General features: G+C 61.9%; 16 protein-coding genes. 3 read left to right on the top strand and 13 right to left on the bottom strand.

The features are described from left to right. The first annotated feature begins 55 nt into the window (after window positions 1-55). Window positions 56-535, top strand: a complete 480-nt coding sequence (moaC, locus tag PanNE5_RS13385) for a cyclic pyranopterin monophosphate synthase MoaC (protein ID WP_261938138.1) — start codon at window positions 56-58, stop codon at window positions 533-535. A gap of 84 nt (window positions 536-619) precedes the next feature. Here moaC and PanNE5_RS13380 read toward each other — a convergent pair whose 3' ends face one another. Continuing rightward, window positions 620-1,831, bottom strand: a complete 1,212-nt coding sequence (locus PanNE5_RS13380; protein ID WP_261938137.1) for an MFS transporter — start codon at window positions 1,829-1,831, stop codon at window positions 620-622. A 103-nt stretch (window positions 1,832-1,934) separates the two neighbouring features. Between PanNE5_RS13380 and PanNE5_RS13375 the strand changes: the two genes are divergently transcribed. Further along, complete coding sequence (locus PanNE5_RS13375) at window positions 1,935-2,900, top strand: LysR substrate-binding domain-containing protein (protein ID WP_261938136.1); 966 nt, start codon at window positions 1,935-1,937, stop codon at window positions 2,898-2,900. A 142-nt stretch (window positions 2,901-3,042) separates the two neighbouring features. Here PanNE5_RS13375 and groL read toward each other — a convergent pair whose 3' ends face one another. The 6 genes from groL to PanNE5_RS13345 form a co-directional block, all read right to left on the bottom strand. Further along, window positions 3,043-4,689: a chaperonin GroEL gene (gene groL, locus PanNE5_RS13370; protein ID WP_017231612.1), complete on the bottom strand. Its 1,647-nt coding sequence runs from the start codon at window positions 4,687-4,689 to the stop codon at window positions 3,043-3,045. Between the two features lie 49 nt (window positions 4,690-4,738). After that, window positions 4,739-5,029, bottom strand: a complete 291-nt coding sequence (groES, locus tag PanNE5_RS13365; RefSeq protein ID WP_017231613.1) for a co-chaperone GroES — start codon at window positions 5,027-5,029, stop codon at window positions 4,739-4,741. Between the two features lie 649 nt (window positions 5,030-5,678). Beyond that, window positions 5,679-6,485: an oxidoreductase gene (locus PanNE5_RS13360; protein WP_261938135.1), complete on the bottom strand. Its 807-nt coding sequence runs from the start codon at window positions 6,483-6,485 to the stop codon at window positions 5,679-5,681. Window positions 6,486-6,520: 35 nt separating this feature from the next. Continuing rightward, window positions 6,521-9,652 (bottom strand): efflux RND transporter permease subunit, encoded by a 3,132-nt coding sequence (locus PanNE5_RS13355; RefSeq protein ID WP_261938134.1) that lies wholly within the window; start codon window positions 9,650-9,652, stop codon window positions 6,521-6,523. Further along, complete coding sequence (locus PanNE5_RS13350) at window positions 9,649-10,764, bottom strand: efflux RND transporter periplasmic adaptor subunit (RefSeq protein WP_261938133.1); 1,116 nt, start codon at window positions 10,762-10,764, stop codon at window positions 9,649-9,651. Before PanNE5_RS13350 ends, PanNE5_RS13355 begins: the two co-directional genes overlap by 4 nt. A gap of 82 nt (window positions 10,765-10,846) precedes the next feature. Further along, window positions 10,847-11,464, bottom strand: coding sequence for a TetR/AcrR family transcriptional regulator (locus tag PanNE5_RS13345; RefSeq protein ID WP_261938132.1), 618 nt, complete (start codon window positions 11,462-11,464; stop codon window positions 10,847-10,849). Window positions 11,465-11,540: 76 nt separating this feature from the next. Here PanNE5_RS13345 and PanNE5_RS13340 point away from each other — a divergent pair, with 76 nt between their 5' ends. After that, the gene (locus PanNE5_RS13340; RefSeq protein WP_261938131.1) at window positions 11,541-13,022 is read left to right on the top strand and encodes an efflux transporter outer membrane subunit; all 1,482 of its coding nucleotides are present in this window, start codon (window positions 11,541-11,543) and stop codon (window positions 13,020-13,022) included. Between the two features lie 191 nt (window positions 13,023-13,213). Here PanNE5_RS13340 and PanNE5_RS13335 read toward each other — a convergent pair whose 3' ends face one another. From PanNE5_RS13335 to PanNE5_RS13310, 6 genes are read right to left on the bottom strand one after another with little or no spacing between them, the layout of a single operon-like run. Continuing rightward, window positions 13,214-14,161 carry a VOC family protein gene (locus PanNE5_RS13335; protein ID WP_261938130.1) on the bottom strand — a complete coding sequence of 316 codons (948 nt, stop codon included), beginning with the start codon at window positions 14,159-14,161 and terminating at the stop codon, window positions 13,214-13,216. Window positions 14,162-14,219: 58 nt separating this feature from the next. Beyond that, window positions 14,220-15,068 carry a fumarylacetoacetate hydrolase family protein gene (locus PanNE5_RS13330; protein WP_261938129.1) on the bottom strand — a complete coding sequence of 283 codons (849 nt, stop codon included), beginning with the start codon at window positions 15,066-15,068 and terminating at the stop codon, window positions 14,220-14,222. 37 nt (window positions 15,069-15,105) lie between these two features. Beyond that, window positions 15,106-16,095 (bottom strand): alpha/beta hydrolase, encoded by a 990-nt coding sequence (locus PanNE5_RS13325; RefSeq protein ID WP_261938128.1) that lies wholly within the window; start codon window positions 16,093-16,095, stop codon window positions 15,106-15,108. Beyond that, the gene (locus tag PanNE5_RS13320) at window positions 16,092-17,429 is read right to left on the bottom strand and encodes an amidohydrolase family protein (protein WP_261938127.1); all 1,338 of its coding nucleotides are present in this window, start codon (window positions 17,427-17,429) and stop codon (window positions 16,092-16,094) included. The genes PanNE5_RS13325 and PanNE5_RS13320 overlap by 4 nt, the downstream gene beginning before the upstream one ends. A 4-nt stretch (window positions 17,430-17,433) precedes the next feature. Continuing rightward, window positions 17,434-18,933: an FAD-dependent monooxygenase gene (locus PanNE5_RS13315; protein WP_261938126.1), complete on the bottom strand. Its 1,500-nt coding sequence runs from the start codon at window positions 18,931-18,933 to the stop codon at window positions 17,434-17,436. Window positions 18,934-18,989: 56 nt separating this feature from the next. After that, on the bottom strand, window positions 18,990-20,063 hold the full coding sequence (locus tag PanNE5_RS13310; RefSeq protein WP_261938125.1) for a porin: 1,074 nt from the start codon (window positions 20,061-20,063) through the stop codon (window positions 18,990-18,992). Between the last annotated feature and the right edge of the window lie 91 nt (window positions 20,064-20,154).

Raw genomic sequence — 20,154 nt, 5'->3', positions numbered from 1 at the left:
AGGCGCTCGCGAACCGTCTCCCGACACTATCGCAACCTCTTCTCAGCATCGACTCATGGCAGAACTCACCCATTTCGACACCGCCGGACAGGCCCACATGGTTGATGTCGGCAGCAAGGACAGCACGCATCGTGTTGCCGTGGCGCGCGGCACCATTCAGATGAAGCCGGAAACGCTGGCTCTGATTCGCACCGGCACGGCCAAGAAAGGTGACGTACTGGGTATTGCTCGCATTGCGGCCATCCAAGGCGCCAAGCGCACCGCCGATCTGATTCCGCTGTGTCATCCGCTCGCGCTTACGCGTGTGACGGTCGAGTTTCTGGTGGACGACGGCGCGAATGCCGTCCACTGCCGCGCGCAGGTCGAAACCATCGGTCGCACGGGGGTGGAGATGGAAGCGCTCACCGCGGTTCAAGTCGGCTTGCTGACGATCTATGACATGTGCAAGGCCGTCGATCGCGGCATGACGATCAGCGACGTGCGCGTGCTGGAGAAGCACGGCGGGAAGTCGGGCGATTGGGTGGCGCAGGACTAAGCCAGCGGCGGAGTCCTCGACACCCGACACCAAAGATGGCGGGCTCGCTATGCGAACCGCCTCGTCCAGTCAACACACACCGCGTCACGCGGCGGCGACCTTGCCCGCGCCCTGACGTTGGGGCCAGAAGTACCACACTGCTCCCAGCGCTTGCAGTGCGATCAGGCCCGTCCAAGCGGAGAAATGCGCCTGCGCGCTGTGCGCCGCGTAAGTGCCGAGCACGGCCCCGACGCCCACCTGACACAAGAAGATCAACAGGAAGATGACGAGCGTGAGCGACGTATTGACGCGCCCGATCAACGTGCCGTGGAAATGCTCCGCCAACACCGCATACGACAGGATGCCCGTGCCACCGAAGATGCCATAGGCAGCCCAAAGCCAGACCGGTGGAATCGGCGCACGCATCAACAACAGCGACTGCACCACGACGAACAGCAACATCCCGGCGCCGGAAAATGCGAACACGCTCACGCCACGGCGTTCGAGCGAGCGCGCGGCCGCACCGAACACTACGCTCCCGGCCATCATCGCAAGCCCCACGACCGACACCAGCGAGGCAGCCTGCGAGGCCGACAGCCCTTCAACGTCGCGCATGAACGGCGCCATCCATAGCGATTGCATTGCGTAGAACACGCCCTGCGTGATCCCCGAGAGCGAAGTCACTTTCCAGAACATTCCGCTTCCCAGCACCTGACGCACGCCCTTGAGCGCCTCGGACAACCCGCCTTGCGCGTGCGACCCCGGCTTCTCGGGCGCGCCGAACCACAGCGCGACCGACATGAAAACGGTTAACGCCGCCAGTCCGAACGACACGATGCGCCAGTCGGTCAGCCCGAGCAGCCAGTTGAGCGGTGTTCCCACCACGACGCCGCCCATGCCGCCCACGGCCATCACCAGGCCGTTGAGCAGCGGCAGACGTGCTACCGGAAACCATTGCGCCAATGCCTTGAAGGCGCTGCCCAGACACACCGACACGCCGACGCCGATCAGCAAGCGTCCCGCCATCAGCGCGCCGACGCCTTGGGCCAGTCCGAACAGCGCGGCGCCCGCAGCCGCGAGCAGCAGCACCAGCGACGCCACCCGGCGCGGGCCGAACTTGTCGAGCAGCACGCCCGCGGGCAATTGCGCCCCGGCAAACCCGAGGAAATAGAGGCTCGTCAACAACCCGAGATCGGCCGACGAGAGGCCGAGATCGCGCGTCATATACGGCGCAAACCCAATATTCACGCCGCGGTACACGTAGGAAACGAAGTATCCGCAGGCGAACAGGACGAAGATGCGAAGTGCCTTCGACATGAAGCCAAACCTTAGTCATTTGCTCGGGTATCGATTGTCGGCGGAACGCCGCCGTGAAGCCAACGAAACCTTTGCGCCCGTATTGTGAGTAGAATTTGACATCATGATTCCTCACCTCCCTCCCCTCCAATCGCTGCGCGCACTTGAAGCTGCTGCCCGCCACCGTAGCTTTACGCGGGCGGCCGACGAATTGAATTTGACGCACAGCGCCGTGAGTCATCACATGCGCTCGCTCGAACAGCAACTCGGCACGGCGCTGTTTCGTCGCGTGGGGGCCCGCATGATCCCGACCAGTGTCGGGGCGCGTCTGGCCGAGCGAGTACGCGTTGGGATGTCGGAACTCATTGAGGCGATGACTGAAGCCCGGGCGGGCACGGCGTCGGGCGTGTCGCCCGCCGTCGTTCGTCTGGAAATCAGCGTCATGACCGATCTGGCGGCCCAATGGCTGATTCCTCGGCTGGGCCGCTTTAGCGAACAGCAGCCCCATATCGATCTGGTGGTGCGAATTCACGCGGATATTGCCGCGCCCGATCCGTATTCGGTCGACGTCGGCATCTGGCATCAACGGGTCGAAGCGACCGGGTTCGTCACGCGCAAGCTGCTCGACGACTATGTGATCGCCGTGTGCCACCCCGATCTGATCGCGCGTGTGCCCGGGTTCACGGTGGCCGATACGCACAAACTGCCGATGCTGCGCTTCGCCTATCGATCATGGCGCGATTGGCAGGTCGCCGCCGGACTGGCGCCACATGAGCCGACGCGCGGGCCGATTTTCGACGACTCCGGGTTGCTCCTGCGTGCCGCCATGGCCGGACAAGGTGTCGCCACTACACGCAGCTTGCTCGTGCGCGATGCGCTCGCGTCCGGCGAGCTGGTGCAGATTGGCGATGTCCGCATTGCACCGAGCCTCGAATATCACGTGAGCTGGCGGGAAAATCATCCGCGCGAGCGCGCGATTCACGCCTTCTGGCAGTGGATGCAGGATGAGATTGCGGCCACGACTCCGCTTGCCGTACCCAGTACGCGACGCGGCGACGGCAACAGCGACGTGCCGATCGCCCAGGCATAAAAAAACGGCAACGAATTCCGAAGAATTCGTTGCCGTTTCCGGTGCGGACTTGCGCCACCGAATCGAAGATTCCGTGACGAAGTCCGGCGACCGAGGCAGGTGGGGTGCCTTGCGGCCCCCGTCATGCCGTCTCTTTCGAGACTTACATGCCCATGCCCATGCCGCCCATACCGCCCATGTCACCCATGCCGCCAGCCATCGGAGCATCTTCCTTCGGCAGTTCGGCAACAGCGCAATCGGTCGTGAGCAGCAGGCCCGACACCGAAGCGGCGTTTTGCAGTGCGGTGCGGGTGACCTTCGTCGGATCCACAACGCCCATTTCCACCAGGTCGCCGTACTCGCCGCTCGAAGCGTTGTAGCCGTAGTTGCCCTTGCCGGCAATCACGTTGGCCACAACGACGCTGGCTTCTTCGCCGCCGTTGGCGACGATCTGGCGCAGCGGTTCTTCCATGGCGCGCAGAACGATCTTGATACCGGCGTCCTGGTCAGGGTTGGCACCCTTGATGTCGGCCACGGCCACGCGAGCACGCAGCAGCGCAACACCACCGCCCGGGACGATGCCTTCTTCCACGGCAGCGCGGGTAGCGTGCAGCGCGTCTTCGACGCGTGCCTTCTTTTCCTTCATTTCGACTTCGGTCGCAGCGCCGACCTTGATCACGGCAACACCGCCGGCCAGCTTGGCCACGCGCTCTTGCAGCTTTTCACGGTCGTAGTCGCTCGTGGCTTCTTCGATCTGGGCACGGATTTGCTTGACGCGGGCTTCGATGTTCACGCCTTCGCCGGCACCATCGATGATGATGGTGTTTTCCTTGCCGATTTCGATGCGCTTGGCTTGGCCCAGTTCGTTGAGCGTGGCCTTTTCCAGCGTCAGGCCGATTTCTTCGGCGATGACCTGGCCGCCCGTCAGGATGGCGATGTCTTCCAGCATGGCCTTGCGGCGGTCGCCGAAGCCCGGAGCCTTGACGGCGCAGGTCTTCAGGATGCCACGGATGTTGTTGACCACCAGCGTTGCCAGGGCTTCGCCCTCAACGTCTTCGGCGATGATCAGCAGCGGACGGCCAGCCTTGGCGACTTGCTCGAGCACCGGCAGCAGGTCACGGATGTTCGAGACCTTCTTGTCGAACAGCAGGACGAACGGGTTTTCCAGGATCGCGACTTGCTTTTCCGGGGTGTTGATGAAGTACGGCGAGAGGTAGCCGCGGTCGAATTGCATACCTTCGACGACGTCCAGCTCGTCTTGCAGCGACTTGCCGTCTTCGACGGTGATCACGCCTTCCTTGCCGACCTTGTCCATCGCCTTGGCGATATAGTCACCGATCGAGGTATCGCTGTTGGCCGAGATCGAGCCGACTTGAGCGATTTCCTTGTTCGTCGTGCAGGGCTTGCTGATCTTGCGCAGTTCTTCGATGGCGGCGGCAACGGCCTTGTCGATACCGCGCTTCAGGTCCATCGGGTTCATGCCCGAGGCAACGTACTTCATGCCTTCGCGCACGATCGACTGGGCCAGCACCGTGGCGGTGGTGGTACCGTCACCGGCGTTGTCGCTGGTCTTGGAAGCCACTTCCTTGACCATTTGCGCGCCCATGTTCTGGAGCTTGTCCTTGAGTTCGATTTCCTTGGCGACCGACACACCGTCCTTGGTCACGGTCGGGCCGCCGAAGCTGCGCTCGAGCACGACGTTGCGGCCCTTCGGGCCCAGGGTCACCTTGACGGCGTTGGCGAGAATGTTGACGCCCTCGACCATCTTGGCACGAGCGGCATCGCCGAAAACGACTTCTTTAGCTGCCATTGCATTAACTCCTTGAATACTTTACGTAGATGTCTGGGGGGAGACAGTCTTAGGCGGCCACGACGGCCATGATGTCTTCTTCGCGCATGACCAGCAGTTCCTGGCCATCGACCTTCACGCTTTGGCCGGCGTACTTGCCGAACAAAACACGGTCGCCCACCTTCACATCGAGTGCGATCGACTTACCTTGATCGTCTTTCTTGCCCGGGCCGACGGCCAGGATCTCGCCCTGATCCGGCTTTTCAGCGGCGGCTTCAGGGATCACGATGCCCGATGCGGTCTTCGTTTCGTTGTCCAGGCGCTTGACAATCACGCGGTCATGCAAGGGACGAAGGTTCATTACAAGCTCCTCTTTCTCTCTGTGAGATCGACAAAACCTAAATATGCAAACATTTGCATATTTGGTGAATTCATGGCGTTAGCACTCTGCGCCAACGAGTGCTAATTATAGGGACGGGGTTTGACGATTTCAAGACGCGGGGTTTTCCCGGAGGTGAATTGTCTGTTGTCGAGATTCACTGAATTTTGAACGTTGTTCACTCAACGTTGAACTCGCCAGATCGACAGCCGAGACAACCCCTATGAAATCAATGACATACGGGACAATCGCAGCCCACCCCCTTGCCGGGCGTAAACGTTTGCTACTGACGATGCGACGAACCGCTACGAGGTTCGTACGGTGGGTCGCTATGGGCGTCAGGCGGTGTTCCCACAAGAAACCTAACGTCGGGTGGACTTTTGCTGGCTCTCGCGAACAACGGTAAGCCGTACGGAAGCGGCGAAAGACGCGCCTATACGCATCCAGTTGAGCCGCCATGTGTGCCCCGCCCACCGGTGGGCGTACGAGACCCGCTCGAGTGAAGACTTGTGTAACGCCGGAGGCCCGACGTCCCCCCGACTTCGGTAGCACTCGGCACTAAGAGAACCGGGTGTTAGGGTCGCATGGCGTGCTGATGCGACGCACAACATCTTCGCTGCGACGGAAGGGTTCACGCGAGCCCGAAAGTTTTCCTCAAGCTGGCATCGACCGGCCCGGAGGGCATGAAGCGCCGCAATTTTCTCAGGAGCGACGCCTGACCCGCGGGCGTACGACGCATACGCCAGCTGCCGAGCGCGGCTTCAACGATTGTGTTTGCCACGCCATCGGGTGCGGGAGCACCTTTGACGCTGTCGACGACGGCGCCCGATGCAAGCGCACGCTCGCGGTCATAGGCGGCGATATTCGAACTCGCTTGAGGCGCGTTGACATCGAGATTGGTTCGGGTAAAGGACGGCTCGATCAGCGTTGCGCGGATGCCGAACTGGCGCACCTCGTGATCCAGTGTCTCGGTCAACCCCTCGACGGCATGCTTGGACGCCGCATAGAGTCCCATGTAAGGTGCCGGCAAAAAGCCAAGTACCGAACTGATATTGACAATCCGTCCGCGTCGTTGCGCCCGCATATAGGGAAGCACCGCCTGGGTCGTACGCAGAATGCTGAATACGTTGGTATCGAGCAGCGCCGCAGCTTCGGCAACCGACGTTTCCTCAACCGCGCCGATCAGCGTCGTGCCGGCATTGTTGACGAGTACGTCGATACGCCCGGCACGATCGACGATCGCATGAATCCCGGTTCGAACGGAAGCATCGTCGCGCACATCCATCTCCACCAGCTCAACGCCGGCCAATGGCACCGCTTTCGCGATGCTGCGCACGGTGCCAAATACGCGGCACCCGCGCTTCGCGAACTTCTCGGCGGTCGCGCGTCCGATACCAGACGACACGCCGGTGACAACGACCACTTCGGAATTAGGCATAGCAATTTCCTTCCATACAGTAGATTGATTGCGTATTAGCTGCGCGCGTCGTGCAACGTCGGTTCGGGCGCAGAAGCGTGCTCGTGGCGGCCCTTGGGGGAAGCGGCCGGGTTGCCGGGCCGAATCTTGAACCAGATCGAATACATCGCTGGCAGGAACACCAGCGTCAGCACCGTCCCGGCGAACGTTCCACCGATCAGCGTGTAGGCGAGCGTGCCCCAGAACACCGAGTGGGTCAGCGGGATGAACGCGAGGATCGCAGCCATCGCAGTCAGGATCACCGGACGTGCGCGCTGCACTGTGGCTTCGACGACCGCATGGAACGGCTCAAGTCCCGCCCGCTCGTTCTGGTGGATCTGCCCGATCAGGATCAGTGTGTTACGCATCAGAATCCCGGACAGTGCAATGAGGCCGACCAGCGCGTTGATGCCGAACGGCTGCCGGAACAGGATCAACGTCGGCACCACGCCGATCAGGCCCAACGGACTGGTCATGAACACCATCACCATCGCGGAGATCGAACGTACCTGAAAGATGATGATGATCAGCGTGATCGCCAGCATGATCGGGAACAGCGGCAGCATTGCGGTCGTCGCCTTGCCCGACTCTTCGATGGAGCCCGCTTCCTCGATTCGATAGCCGCTGGGAAGCTTCGCCATGATCGGCTGAAGCTGCTTCGTGATCGCGTTCGAGACGTCCGGCGGTTGCAAGCCATCGGCGATATCGCCGCGCACCGTGATCGTCGGCACGCGATCGCGCCAGCGCATGATTGGCTCCTCCATGCGCACCTCGACCTTGCCGACCTGCGACAGCGGGATGCGCTGCCCGTTCGCTCCGGCTAGCGTGAAGTCACCAAGCCGCGCGGGGTCGAACCGCACATCGCCGGCCGAGCGCGCGATGATCGGCACAGTCCGGATATCCTCGCGCACAGCGGTGACAGGCACTCCGGTAAGCAGGAACTGCAACTGTTGAGCAACAGCGCTGGACGTCAACCCCACTGCCTGCAGACGGTCCTGCTGTAACGTGAAGTGCAGAGTCGGAGAGCGCGTACCCCAGTCAGCATTGACCGTACGCATCATCGGACTACCCTCCATCACGCGCTGAACCTCGGCTGCGATACCGCGCAGCCTGTCCGGATTCGGACCGGTGACGCGGTAGGCGACTGGGAACGGCGAATAGGGCCCGAACACAAGTTGCGTGACCCGCACGCGCGCTTCCGGGGCGAGACCGTCTGCGATGGCCTGACGCATCCGCTGCTTCAATGCGTCGCGCGCTTCCTGACTGTCCGTGCGGATCACGATCTTCGCGAACGACGGATCGGGTAGTTCGGGCCCCATCGCCAGAAAGAAGCGCGGCGCACCCTGCCCGATGTAAGCAGTGACGATTTTTGCTTCCTTTTGCTTTGCAAGCCACGCTTCGACTTTCTTCGTGGCGGCGCTGGTTTGGGAGATCGACGTGCCATAGGGCATCTGCACCTCGACCAGCACTTCGGGACGGTCGGAGATCGGGAAGAACTGTTTCTTGACGATCGCCATGCCGAGAATCGCGAGCACGAACAGGCCGACGACCGAACTTGCGACGAGCCACTTGCGCGCGATCACGCGTGTCAGCAACTGGCGGAAACGGTTGTAGCGGGCCGTGTTGTAGATCGCGTCGTGACCGCCTTCGAACTTTCTGAACTCCGGCAGCATCTTCACGCCGAGATATGGCGTGAAGACCACCGCTACGAGCCACGATGCAATCAGTGCGATCCCCACGATCCAGAACATGTTGCTGGTATATTCGCCGGCGGTGGATCGCGCGAAGCCGTTCGGCATGAAGCCGACCGCGGTCACCAGCGTGCCGGCCAGCATCGGCGCGGCCGTGTGGCTCCACGCGTAGGCCGACGCGGCCACGCGCCCATAGCCTTCCTCCATCTTCACGACCATCATCTCGATCGCGATGATCGCGTCGTCGACGAGCAGGCCGAGCGCCAGGATCAACGAGCCGAGCGTGATGCGGTCGAAATTCTTGCCGGTCGCGGCCATTACGACGAACACCACGGCCAGCGTCAGCGGCACGGCCGCCGCAACAACAAGGCCCACGCGCCAGCCCATGCTCACGAAGCTCACCAACATGACGACGAGCAGCGCAGCGAAGAACTTGACCATGAACTCGTTGACGGACGAACTGATGTTCACGGACTGGTCGGTGACCTTGGTCAGGCCCATACCCAGCGGCAGCCCGGCGTTGATGACACCGACCTCGTTGTCCAGCGCCTTGCCGAGGTCAAGTCCGTTCCAGCCGTCGCGCATCACGACGCCCAGCAGCAGTGCGGGTTCGCCGTTGTTGCGGATGATGAACGTCGCCGGATCTTCATAACCTCGCGTAACGGTGGCAATGTCCGACAGCTTCAGCGTGCGACCTTGGGCCACGACCGGCGTGTCCCGGATCTTCTGCAGGTTGTCAAAGGCACCGTCCAGGCGAATGAACACCTCCGGACCCTTGGTCTCCACGGAGCCGGCGGGCGTCAGGGCGTTCTGGCCATTGAGCGCGGCGAACACGTCCTGCGGGCTGACACCGAGCGTTGCCAGCCGATCATGCGAGAACTGTACGTAGATGCGCTCACCCTGTTCGCCGATGATGTTGACCTTCTTCACGCCGGGCACGTGCAGCAGCCGTTGTCGCAGCGTCTCGGCATCGCGCACGAGCAGGCGTTGCGGTTCGCCCTTCGCTTTCAGCGCGAAGAGCGCAAAGGTGACGTCGGCATATTCGTCGTTGACCATAGGCCCGATCACGCCGGCTGGCAGGTTGGCTGCTTCGTCGTTGATCTTTTTTCGGGCCTGGTAGAACTGCTCTTGCACCTCCGAAGGCGGTGTGCTGTCGAGCAATGTCAGCGTAGTGAAGGCCAGGCCGGGGCGCGTATAAGTCTCGGTCCGGTCGTACCAGCGCAGCTCCTGCATACGCTTTTCGATTTTCTCTGCGACCTGATCGTGCATTTCCTGCGCGGTGGCGCCAGGCCAAGCGGTGATGATGGTCATCACCTTGACAGTGAAAGCGGGGTCTTCCGCGCGCCCCAGCTTGAAGAACGAAACCAGTCCGGCCAGAGAGATCAGGCAGATCAGGAACAGGGTGATGGAGCGCTCGCGCACGGCGAGCGCAGACAAGTTGAATCGGCCTTCGCTCACGGACGGGCTCCTTCACTCGCCATCGCGACGACCCGGCCGGACACGCGGACCGGCTCGCCTTCGCGCAGCAATTGGGCGCCAAGCGCGACGACCCTGTCGCCTTGCTTCAACGTACCTGACACGCGAGCGCTGTCGTCGTCCAGGTGAAGAACCGTCACCGGCCGCCACGCAACCTTGGCCGGCTCGCCGCTTATCAGCCACACACCCGGGCCTTTGCCCGTGTCGAGCACCGCGCCAATCGGGACCTGCAATCGGTCTTGCGCCACAGAAGGTGCGTCCGGAATCTGGACCGTCACCGTCGCGCCCAGTGGGGCGTCGGCGAGTTCACCCTGCAGGACATACCGCGCTTCAAAGGTCCGGGTGCGGGGATCCGCGTTATCCGAGAGCTGACGTAGCGTCGCCGGCACGGTGCTGCCGCTGCTGCCGAAGAGCGTTGCCTGGGCGACCGAACCCATCGCGGGACGCAGGGTTTCGGGTAGCTGGATGGCCGCCTCGCGACGCCCAGCGTGAGCGAGGCGCACGACAGGTTGTCCGGCGCTGACGACCTGACCGGGTTCGGCCAACGTTTCCATCACCACGCCATTCCCGTCCGCCGTCAACTCAGCATAGCCCGTCGCATTGCGCGCCACGTCGGCATCAGCCTCGGCCGCATTGAGCTGCGCCCTGGCGGCATCAGCGGCCGCCTTGGCCTGGTCGTAGGCCGAAGCCGAGATCGCTCCCGTGCCGCGCAGGTCGCGATAGCGCTCCTCATCCTGCGCGGTCTGCTGCGCGCGCGCTCGCGCGGCGGTGACCGCCTCCTGCCGGGCTCGCGCGGCAAGCTTGAGATCGATGGGGTCGAGGCGCATCAGCGGCTGACCGCGTTTGACGGTTTGGCCGGCATCCACCAGCCGTTCCAGCACTTTTCCGGAAACACGGAAACCCAGATCGCTCTGCACGCGTGCTGCGACGATCCCCGTGAACGAACGGGACGCCGGGATGGCGCGTTGCACGACAGCCATGCGCACCAATGGGGCCTGGGTGCGCGGATCGGGCAGTGGTTTTTCGCCGCAGGCCGCTAGCGCAAACGGCAGTGCACAGGCGAGTGTGGGGATGGCGAGGCGACGCGAGTACATGGAAGTCCCATCGGTGAGTGGCGATGGCTTCCATTGTGATTCCAGTGACCAATATAGTCAATAGTCACAGGTGCGATCTCGATCAGGGCGACAGGCTACGAAGTACCAGGCTGGACAACTGGGCCGGCGCGACATCGGTGGTATCGCGGTTGTACTGAAGCAGCAGCGGGTTGAGGTAGGGGCGCAGCACCAGATAGATCGCCATCACGGTTTCGTCCAGCGGCGTCTTGCGCTCGAAGTCACCGCTTTGCCGGCCTTCCTGCAGCACTTCGCGAAGTAGCTTTTGAACACGAGCTTCATAGGCTTGCACGGCCTGCCAGTTTTCCGTGGCGGCCGATGCGGCGATGTCGTAAAGCTTGCGATCCCGGAAAAACAGCTTGAGGCTGGCTTCGGTAAAGACCTTGAACACCCGTCGCAGCTTCTCCGGCGGCAGCTCCGCCTCTGCGACCGCTGTCCGAACCTCGCGTTCGATTTCTTGCAGACAGTTGGCGCAGATCATCTCGCCAATGGCTTGCTTGGATTCGAAGAACTTGTAGATATAAGCCTTCGAAAACCCGATCGCCTTCGCAAGATCGGAGACCGTCGTTTTCTCGTAGCCGTACCGGCTGAAGTGCTCAGTGGCGGCGGCAACGATCTGGTCGCGCACCTCGTGATCGGCTGGGCCGCGAGCGGGGACGGAGGGAGTCATGGTGTTTTTCATGCGGATAGCATACAGGAATGGACAACCAGTGACTATTTGGTATTATAGTCACAAATAAAACCTCGCGAAGCTTCTCATGCTACCTAAACACCTCCTTGCTGCGGTCATCGTCGCCAGCCTCTCGACAGGCTGCGCTGTCGGTCCGGATTATGTCCGACCCAATGTCGCCATGCCAGCGCAGTTCCAGGGTCAAGCCGCGGTGGATCAGCGGCACGCGGCGGCCGGTGCCAACCTTGAAGCGTGGTGGACAGGTTTTGGTGATCCGCAACTGACACGATTCGTCACGCTCGCGCTGGAACAGAATCTGGACCTCGCGCAGGCCGCCGCGCGCGTCTCGCAGGCCCGCTCAGGACTCGGCGCGGCGGACGCCGCGCTGCTGCCGTCCGGCAATGTTAGCGGCCAGAGCGCGCGGGCCTACCAGTCGGTCGAGACCCCCCTGGGACGCGTCCTGAATTCGACGCCCGGCTTCGACCGCTATGGCAACGACTACGAGGCCAATTTCAGCGCGAGCTGGGAGCTGGATGTTTTCGGTGGCCTGCGTCGCGGTCGGGAAGCGGCGCTTGCCGACTATCAGGCTTCAGAGGCCGGCGAGGTAGCGACGCGTCTGGCAGTGGCAGCACAGACTGCGGACATCTACATCACCATTCGTGGATTGCAGGCTCGTTTAGCGGTGGCCCGCAAGCAGTTGCAGACGCAGCAGGATCTGCTCTCGACCATTAACCTCCTCTATGGAAAAGGGTTGGCGGCCGACCTCCAGGTGAGTCAGGCTGAAGGCGCGCTGGCTCAGGTTCAGGCATCCATTCCGGTCCTTGAGGCAGCGCTCGATGCAGCGATGAACGCGCTGGACGTCATGTTGGGTTCACAGCCCGGCACGCACCGGGCGGTACTGCTCGAGGGCGGCGATATCCCGGTCGCCCCTCGAATCACTGGCACGGGATCGCCTGGCGAGTTGCTCAGGCGTCGGCCCGACCTGATCGTGGCAGAACGTCGCCTGGCTGCATCGAACGCGCGTATCGGCATGGCCATCGCAGAGTATTACCCCAAGGTGTCGCTCAGCGGACTGATTGGGAGCGCCACCTCAGTGGCTAGCGGCAACCTGTTCAGTAGCGGCGCCAGTCAAGCGGCCGGTGTGCTGGGGCTGCGCTGGCGTCTATTCGATTTTGGCCGAATCAACGCGCAGATCAATGCGGCGAAAGGACAGGAAGCCGAAATGCTTGCCGCGTACCGGCTTACCGTATTGCACGCAACGGAGGACGTTGAGAATTCTTTCTCGGCGCTCGTCAAGCGCGAAGCGCAGGCTGCCATTCTCGCGCAGGGTGTGAGCGCGCTCGGACGCGCGCGAGCAGCCTCATTCGCTGCATATCAAAAGGGTGTCGTCAGCCTGGTCGAAGTGCTGCAGGCAGACGACAACCTCTTGCGCGCCTCGGATACCCGGGTGCAGGCGCAAACGGAATCGGCGCGCGCAGCGGTCGCGGCATTCAAGGCACTCGGTGGGGGGTGGCAACCGAATGATCCGGAGGCTGCGGGAAGCGCTGAACCGATGAAGGGGCAAGGATAGGGTTTCGAAAGTTCAACGCGACGAGATTCGAATATCGGATAGTTCAAACCTGGGAGAATTTTGAGTTCAATATTGGCAGACAGGCTCAGGCGGAACCCACTGATTTCAGGACACGTCCGGTTCAACGTTCAATGGATCTCGACATCAGGGCCGGCATGTGCTGCGCCAAGGCTGCGGCGGCATGGGTCTCTTCAATCCTGGGCCTCGGTGTTGCAAATAAAATTCTCCGGGACGTTCGGCCCCCATAGGTACAACGAATCCTCCGGCGCGAAATCCCCGGCGGGCCAATCTCGTCCCGCCGAAACAAAATCAATGTCGGCCGAGTACTCGCAAAAGGATCCCCATGGATCCTCAACATAATGAAAGTAATTCGACCCCAACACATGCCGCCCTGTCCCCCACCCCTTCGCGTAGCCGGCGGCCAGCATCTGAGCGGCCCCCTCCCCAACAAGATCAACGCCTTCGACATCCCACGACGAATGATGCCAGCCACGCGAGCGACTTTTGGCAAACGCCACCAAATGATGGTCGCAGCCATGCGGCGCGTGCGTGAACGCGATCAGATCCAGCGATTTATCTGACAAACGAAGACCCAGCGCGCGTTCGTAGAACGAGACCGCTCGCAGGACATCTGGCGAAAAAAGCAACACATGCGATAGCCGTCGCGGCTTCACCCGCACCACCTCCGCCCGAGTACAAGCGCCGCGGGCGTCCGCCGGGACAACGACAGCCTGACTCGCCGTCTTGCTATTCGGGCTGGTCTTCGGCCCCACCCGCACTTGAATCAGATTACCGTCGGGATCTCGGAACTCAAAACCGGCACCGCCCCCTCCAGCCATCGAAGCGACAACGCTCGCGCCCGCCGCGACCGTCTGGGCACGTAGGTCCGCGAGATCGTCCTCGTAGCAATTGAAGCTAAGGTACGCCATCTCCTTTCGCTCCCCCGCGAGCACGCGTCCCCAACGATGGCCGTCAGTCGCCCTGATCTCGAGTTCGTCGCCCTGCAGTCCGGCGCGGTTGACCGTCAGGCCGAAAGCCTCGAAGAAGCGATGGGCTTCGTCGACGGACGGGACATTCAGCGCGAAATGGTCGATGGAATGCACCGCTGCCCGCGGATGCGTCGATGAGAATTCGGTCATGACTCGCTCCTCGGAAATCATCGGCGACAACTCGTTGGTCGATCGTTCATGAAACACCTTAGCGGATGGCCTCGTCAACGACAGGATTGCGCAGCACGCCGATGCCCTCCACGCTGACCTCACAAAGGTCGCCATGCTTCATCAGAAGTTTCGGTGTGCGTGCCCAGCCGATACCTGAAGGCGTACCGGTCACGATCACGTCGCCCGGTTCGAGCGTAATGGCCTGGCTGACGATGCTGATCAGTTGAGCGACGTCGAAGATCATGTCGTCGGTACTGGCGGACTGCACGACCTCACCATTCAAACGTGTCTCCAGCAGCAGCCCCTTGGCGCCGGGTGGCAACTCGTCGGCCGTCACGAGGTCGGGACCGAATGCGCCTGTGCCGTCGAAATTCTTCCCGACCGTCCATTGCGGCGACTTGAACTGGTACTCCCGGACCGACCCGTCGTTGAAGAGCGCGTAGCCCGCAACGCAATCGAGCGCATCCTCCTTGCGGATGTGGCGACCGCCCTTGCCCAGCACGGCCGCGATTTCGCCCTCGAAGTCGAGGCCCAGGCTATCGGATACTGCCGGGCGCACCAACGGTTGCTCATGCGCCACCAGGCTGGTTGCAACGCGAAAAAAAATCGTCGGGTAATCCGGTTGCTCGTACGGGCTTTCCTCCGTGTGGTCAGCGTAGTTGAGACCGACACAGATGAGCTTGGGGGGACGGGCAAGCGGCGGCAGGTACACGAGACCTTCGGCGCTCACCTTTTCCTGCCCGGCGTGCGCGCGGCCATGAGCGACGAGATCGACCCCGCTCGCCAACAACGATTCCAGGGTGTCCTCGCCGAGCACGCGAATGGCGTCGCCATCGCGAACGCCCAGCGTCGCCTTTCCATTTTTTACGAACGATACATAACGCATGGGTGTTCTCCAGAGACTTTAGGGTTGGCGCGCCCGCTCACAGATCGCGGGGCCGCGCATGTTGTTCGAGCCACGCTGAAAAAGCGCGGCAGATGGTGTCGTTGGCGCGACGCGCCGAACGTGAGGCTTCGAAGAAGCCGAAGAACGGATGAAACATGTCTTCGAAGCATAGGAGTTGCACCGGCACACCAGCCGCCTCAAGACGCCGCGCGTAGGCAATACCTTCGTCGCGTAGCGGGTCATGGCCAGCGATCGCGATCAACGCGGCAGGCATGCCGCGCAGATCGGCAGCGCGCAGTGGCGACGGGGGGAACTCCCGCGCACGCGCCAACGCCGAGCCCATATAAAGCCGCGAGATGTCTCGCAGGTCGGATGGCGAAAGCATCGGGAAGTCGATGCCCTTTGCCTCAATGCGCGCGACGTCGCGAGCCATGTCGACGCCGGGCACAACGAGCAGTTGCGCGGAGATACCGACGCCGCAATCGCGCAACGTCAGTGCCGCCGACGTTGCCAGATTGGCGCCGGCACTCTCACCCGCCAGCACGACCCGCGAGGGATCCCCGCCAAGTACCGCGACATGTCGGATCGCCCAGCGTGTCGCGGTCAACGCGTCGTGATGTGCGGCGGGAAACGGGTGCTCCGGGGCCAGTCGATAGTCAACCGACACCACCACCGCCCGCATGTCGCGGCAGAGCTTGCGCGCGATGTCATCCATCAGCTCAACACTGCCGAGAACAAATCCGCCGCCATGAAAAAACACCACCGTAGGCATCACCGCGCTCGTATCCAAGGGACGGTAGACGCGTACTGGGACATGCGCCCCCGCAGACTCGGCGATCGTATCTTCCATCGCGCCGACCTTCGGCAATGGATTTCGTTCACGCGCTGCCATAATGCCGCGGCGCATACGTTCACGGGCTTGCTGCGGCGTTCCGGAAAATGGCGGGAGCGTTTGCGCGGCGCGCATCGCCGACACGAGATCCGCCAGCTCGCGGTCCAACGGCTGAGGCAATTTAGCGTCACTCATTTCAATTCAAGAATGTATTGCTGGGACGCAACAGCACGCTGTCGCAGAACGTTCAGGTCGACACCGATCATTCGGCCCTGTCGCTTCACTGCGCGCCCGGCGACGAATACCGAGTCCACATTGCCCGGATGCGCGGCAAGCACGACAGCGCCCACGGCGTCCGACACCGGGGTGAGGTTGAGGTCCTCTCCACGAATCATGATGATGTCGGCCTGTTTGCCAGGCGTCAGCGAGCCGACTTTGTGATCCAGCCCGTTGGCGCGCGCCCCCGCCACCGTGGCAAACTCCAGCACCTCGCGCATCGAGAGCGTTGCGGGCGCGTTCTGAACCCGCGAGTGTTGCCCGCCCATCCACGAACGGTAGTACGCGAAGGCATGACGCATCTGCGTGAACATATCGCCCGAGCATTTGGTCTCGGTATCGCCGCTCAAGCTAGGCCGGATGCCCACCGCAAGCAAGCGATCAAACGGGATATCGCCAATGCCTTGTGCGTTCAACTCGCAGTGCACGCCGAGCGAAGCGCTTACGCCGGCATCCGCCATCATCGCGATCTCGTCGGCGCCGGAAAAGCAGCAGTGCACGAACGTCAAATCGTCGCCCAACACGCCGGCGTCATGCATCTGCGCGATCGCACGTACCGAGGCGTTTCGCGCATACGCCCCCATGTGAATGCTCGATCGAATTCCTAGGTCGCGCGCAAGGCGCAGATCTTCCAGCCAGACATCGCGCCGCGTCATCTCTGGGCCCCGTGCCGCCATGGCAAGCGTGAGCAGTTGATCGTCCGACGAAAAATACCGCGTTCGCAACCGGCGAATATCTTCCGGATGCCTCCGCTGACTGTCGAACATCCACGATGCACCGTCCACTAGCGGCCAGCCATGTGCAAACACGCCCCGAATGTTGGCCTCGCGCAGCCCAAGGATCGCGGCATCCGCGTGATCGGGGCTGTTCTGGACATGAGACCAATCGAGCATCGTGGTGATGCCACCGTCAAGCGCGGACACTGCACCAAGCATCGTGGCAACATGAACGTCTTCGGGGCGAAACGCGGCCCCCTTCGCGCCCAGCATTTCGGCGAAGTAGATTTGCGGATCGATATCCGCGTAGCGATGCCGCACGCAGCTCTGCCAGGTATGGCGATGGGTATCGACAAACCCCGGCAGGACGATCATGCCGCTTGCGTCGACGCGTTCGGCATCCGATGCGTCAATGCGTGGCGCCACCGCCAGAATGCGCTCCCCCTCGATCAGCACGTCACCCACGCGCAGATCGCCGATCGCCGGGTCCATGCTCAGCACCCAGCCGCCCGTCAGTAATCGTCGATGTTCGCTCATGGGGTCACCGCTTCAGCCATTTGCCAAGTTGCACGTCGACGTCTTCTTCGCGAGCCAACGTCTCGCTTGCCCACGCGACATAGCCATCGGGACGCACCAGCAATCCCTTGACGCCTTCGAGCGCCGCAGGAATGCGTGCGACACGAGCCCTGAGCACACTCACCGGCCGACCGGTAACGTCGATCGATTCGAACTGACGTGCAAAGCCGTCCAGATCGATCAGCAAGAATTTCCGCTCGCGCAACGCCTGCGTGATCGCCACCGATCGGCCGTCAAGCAAGACCAGATCGATATCTGGGCAACGCTGCCCGGTCAACGGATGGCTGCCTGGATCGCACGGATAGGCCATCTCCAGACCATTGAGTTCGAGCACCAATTTGCGTTGCACCTCCGGCAGCGGAATCAGGTGCTCCTGCATCCGCCGCTTGAGCGCGACGGCCTCGGGGCCGAAGTTGAATTGCAACGCGCACTGCGCCTTTACGCTCTCGAGCAGCCGGCGCATGACCGGAAGGCGTTCCGCATCGTAGGTGTCGAGCGTCTTGGCGTCCGCCACGCCGTTGATGACGTTGGCCAGCTTCCAGCCAAGGTTGAACGCGTCCTGCAAGCAGAAGTTCATGCCTACGCCACTGGCCGGATAGTGAATACGGGCGGATTCCCCTACCAGAAACACACGCCCCTGCCGAAGGGTTGGCACCGCGCGCATCTGGTCATCGAAACGCGAAGCCCAGCGGTACCCCTTGATGCCGTAATCGGTGCCATGCACGTCACGAATGCACTGCAACACCTCATCGAGCGTTACCGGCTCGTCCTTCGGTGCGTGCCGGCGATCACGATGCACGATATTGAATCGCGTAATGCCTTCGCCAAATACGTAGCCGCGCACCCACCCCATCTCGTTGTCCACATTGATACGTCCCCCCGGCCACGGCGCCTCAAGCTCAGCGTCGACAACAATGCCGCGAAACGTCCCCGAATGCCCGTCGAACGGAAGACCCAGCTTGGAACGCACGACGCTACGCCCGCCATCCGCGCCGACAACGTACTGGGCGCGCAGCGTCGAGAGATTTCCGGTGGAATCGGATAGCGCAAGCTCCACGCCGTCATGCAACTCGCGCACGTCACGGACTTCCTCGCCTCGCCGGATCACCGCTCCCGATTCAGCGGCCCACTCCCACAGGACTTCCTCGGTCTTGTTCTGCGGCAAACCCAGCGTGAAGCCGAAACGCGTCTCGAGGTACTTCCATTCGATCGGATGGAATCCCGCCCAAATGTGCGATGGTCGATACGGATAGTCCGCAATTTCACTCGTCTTTCGGATCAGTCGATCAGCGATGCCTCGGGTATCGAACAGCTCCAGAACCCGCGGCAAAATCGTGCCTGCGCGCGACTGCACACCTTCGGTGCGTCGCTCAATGACAAGCGTCTTTACGCCGGCGCCAGCCAACTCGGCAGCCATCGTCAAACCCGACGGGCCACCGCCGACAACAATCACATCCCACTGCATTGCATTTTCTCCATCAGAACCCGAGACTGAACCGGCCGACAAGTTCACGTTGCCGGTTAAAAGAAGTGTGTGACACCGGCCTCAAGTACCGCCTGGTGCGATGCCGACGCCGGCGGTTGATTTCGAAGCACAGCAAACTGGCCTGACCCTGCGAACTGAAACACGCCGAGAAGATAAAGACTGGTGCGTTTCGAAAGGGCATAGTCGATATGCCCGTGAAACTGATTCCACTTGTAAGACTCGAGTTTTGTGTACGAGTAGCCACCGCCAATTCGCGTCTGCGGCGTCACGTATTTGTAGGCGCCTACATCAATCGATTGCGCCGTGGCCGATGCGCCAGCAGCCGATAGTCGCGTGTAGCTGTAGTTACCCATCACGCGCCAGCCGTCGTTCACGTACGCGACGCCCACCGTGCTGGTGTTCTGGTTCTGGAATACCGATACCGCAGGCGTCTTCGTGAAATCCAGACCGTACAGGTGCGACACACCCAATTTGAGCCCCGGCGCATACGGAACGCCATTGACGGACTCCCAAACGGCAACGGATTGCCACGGCCCCGCCGTGTAAGCCACTTCGGCACCGACGACGCGGCCCGTGTTGGTGGTCGAGCCCGCCTGCCCAATCCCGTACATCAGACCGAACTGAAATCCGCCATAGAGGGGTGACTTGTATTTGAACGAGTTGTTCAGGGCGTTGCCGACCGTTCTGTCAAGGTTTCCCGGATGCGTCGCGAGAAGTGACGTAAACCGCTCGGAGGTGAAGGGCACCAGGTCGGCCAGCAAGTCGTACATCGAACCCATGGTCAACGTACCTTTGCTCGCGGAACTCAACCCGACGAAGCTCTCGAATGGCGCGTCGGTTCCGTTATTGAGAAAAGCGTAGCGGCTCAGGCGGAATACCGCGGAGGTGTCGCTGTCGATCACTTCCTTACCCGAGATCGCAAAGAACGGCACGGCGTGGGTATTGGTGGCTTGCCACAGTGCTCCGCCACCGATTCGGCTGGCGTTACTGGTGTACGAAACACCCATACCAAGCAGCCCAGAGAGCGTCACGCTCGATTGAGCATGAATGGATGCGCTTGCCGATAATAATATCGCAGTACTAATAAATTTTATTTTTACGAGCTTCATTGAAGCGTCTCCTGGCTATTGTTTTGTGTTTCCCACCTCACGCATGTCGCAATGCGCAGTCGCACGCGGGTGCGTTGTTAAGCAAGATCAA

The organism is Pandoraea sp. NE5 (assembly GCF_024363545.1).
Lineage (GTDB): Bacteria > Pseudomonadota > Gammaproteobacteria > Burkholderiales > Burkholderiaceae > Pandoraea > Pandoraea cepalis.
Note: the sequence above shows the minus strand (reverse complement) of the source record. Positions and strands in the feature narration are given on the sequence as shown.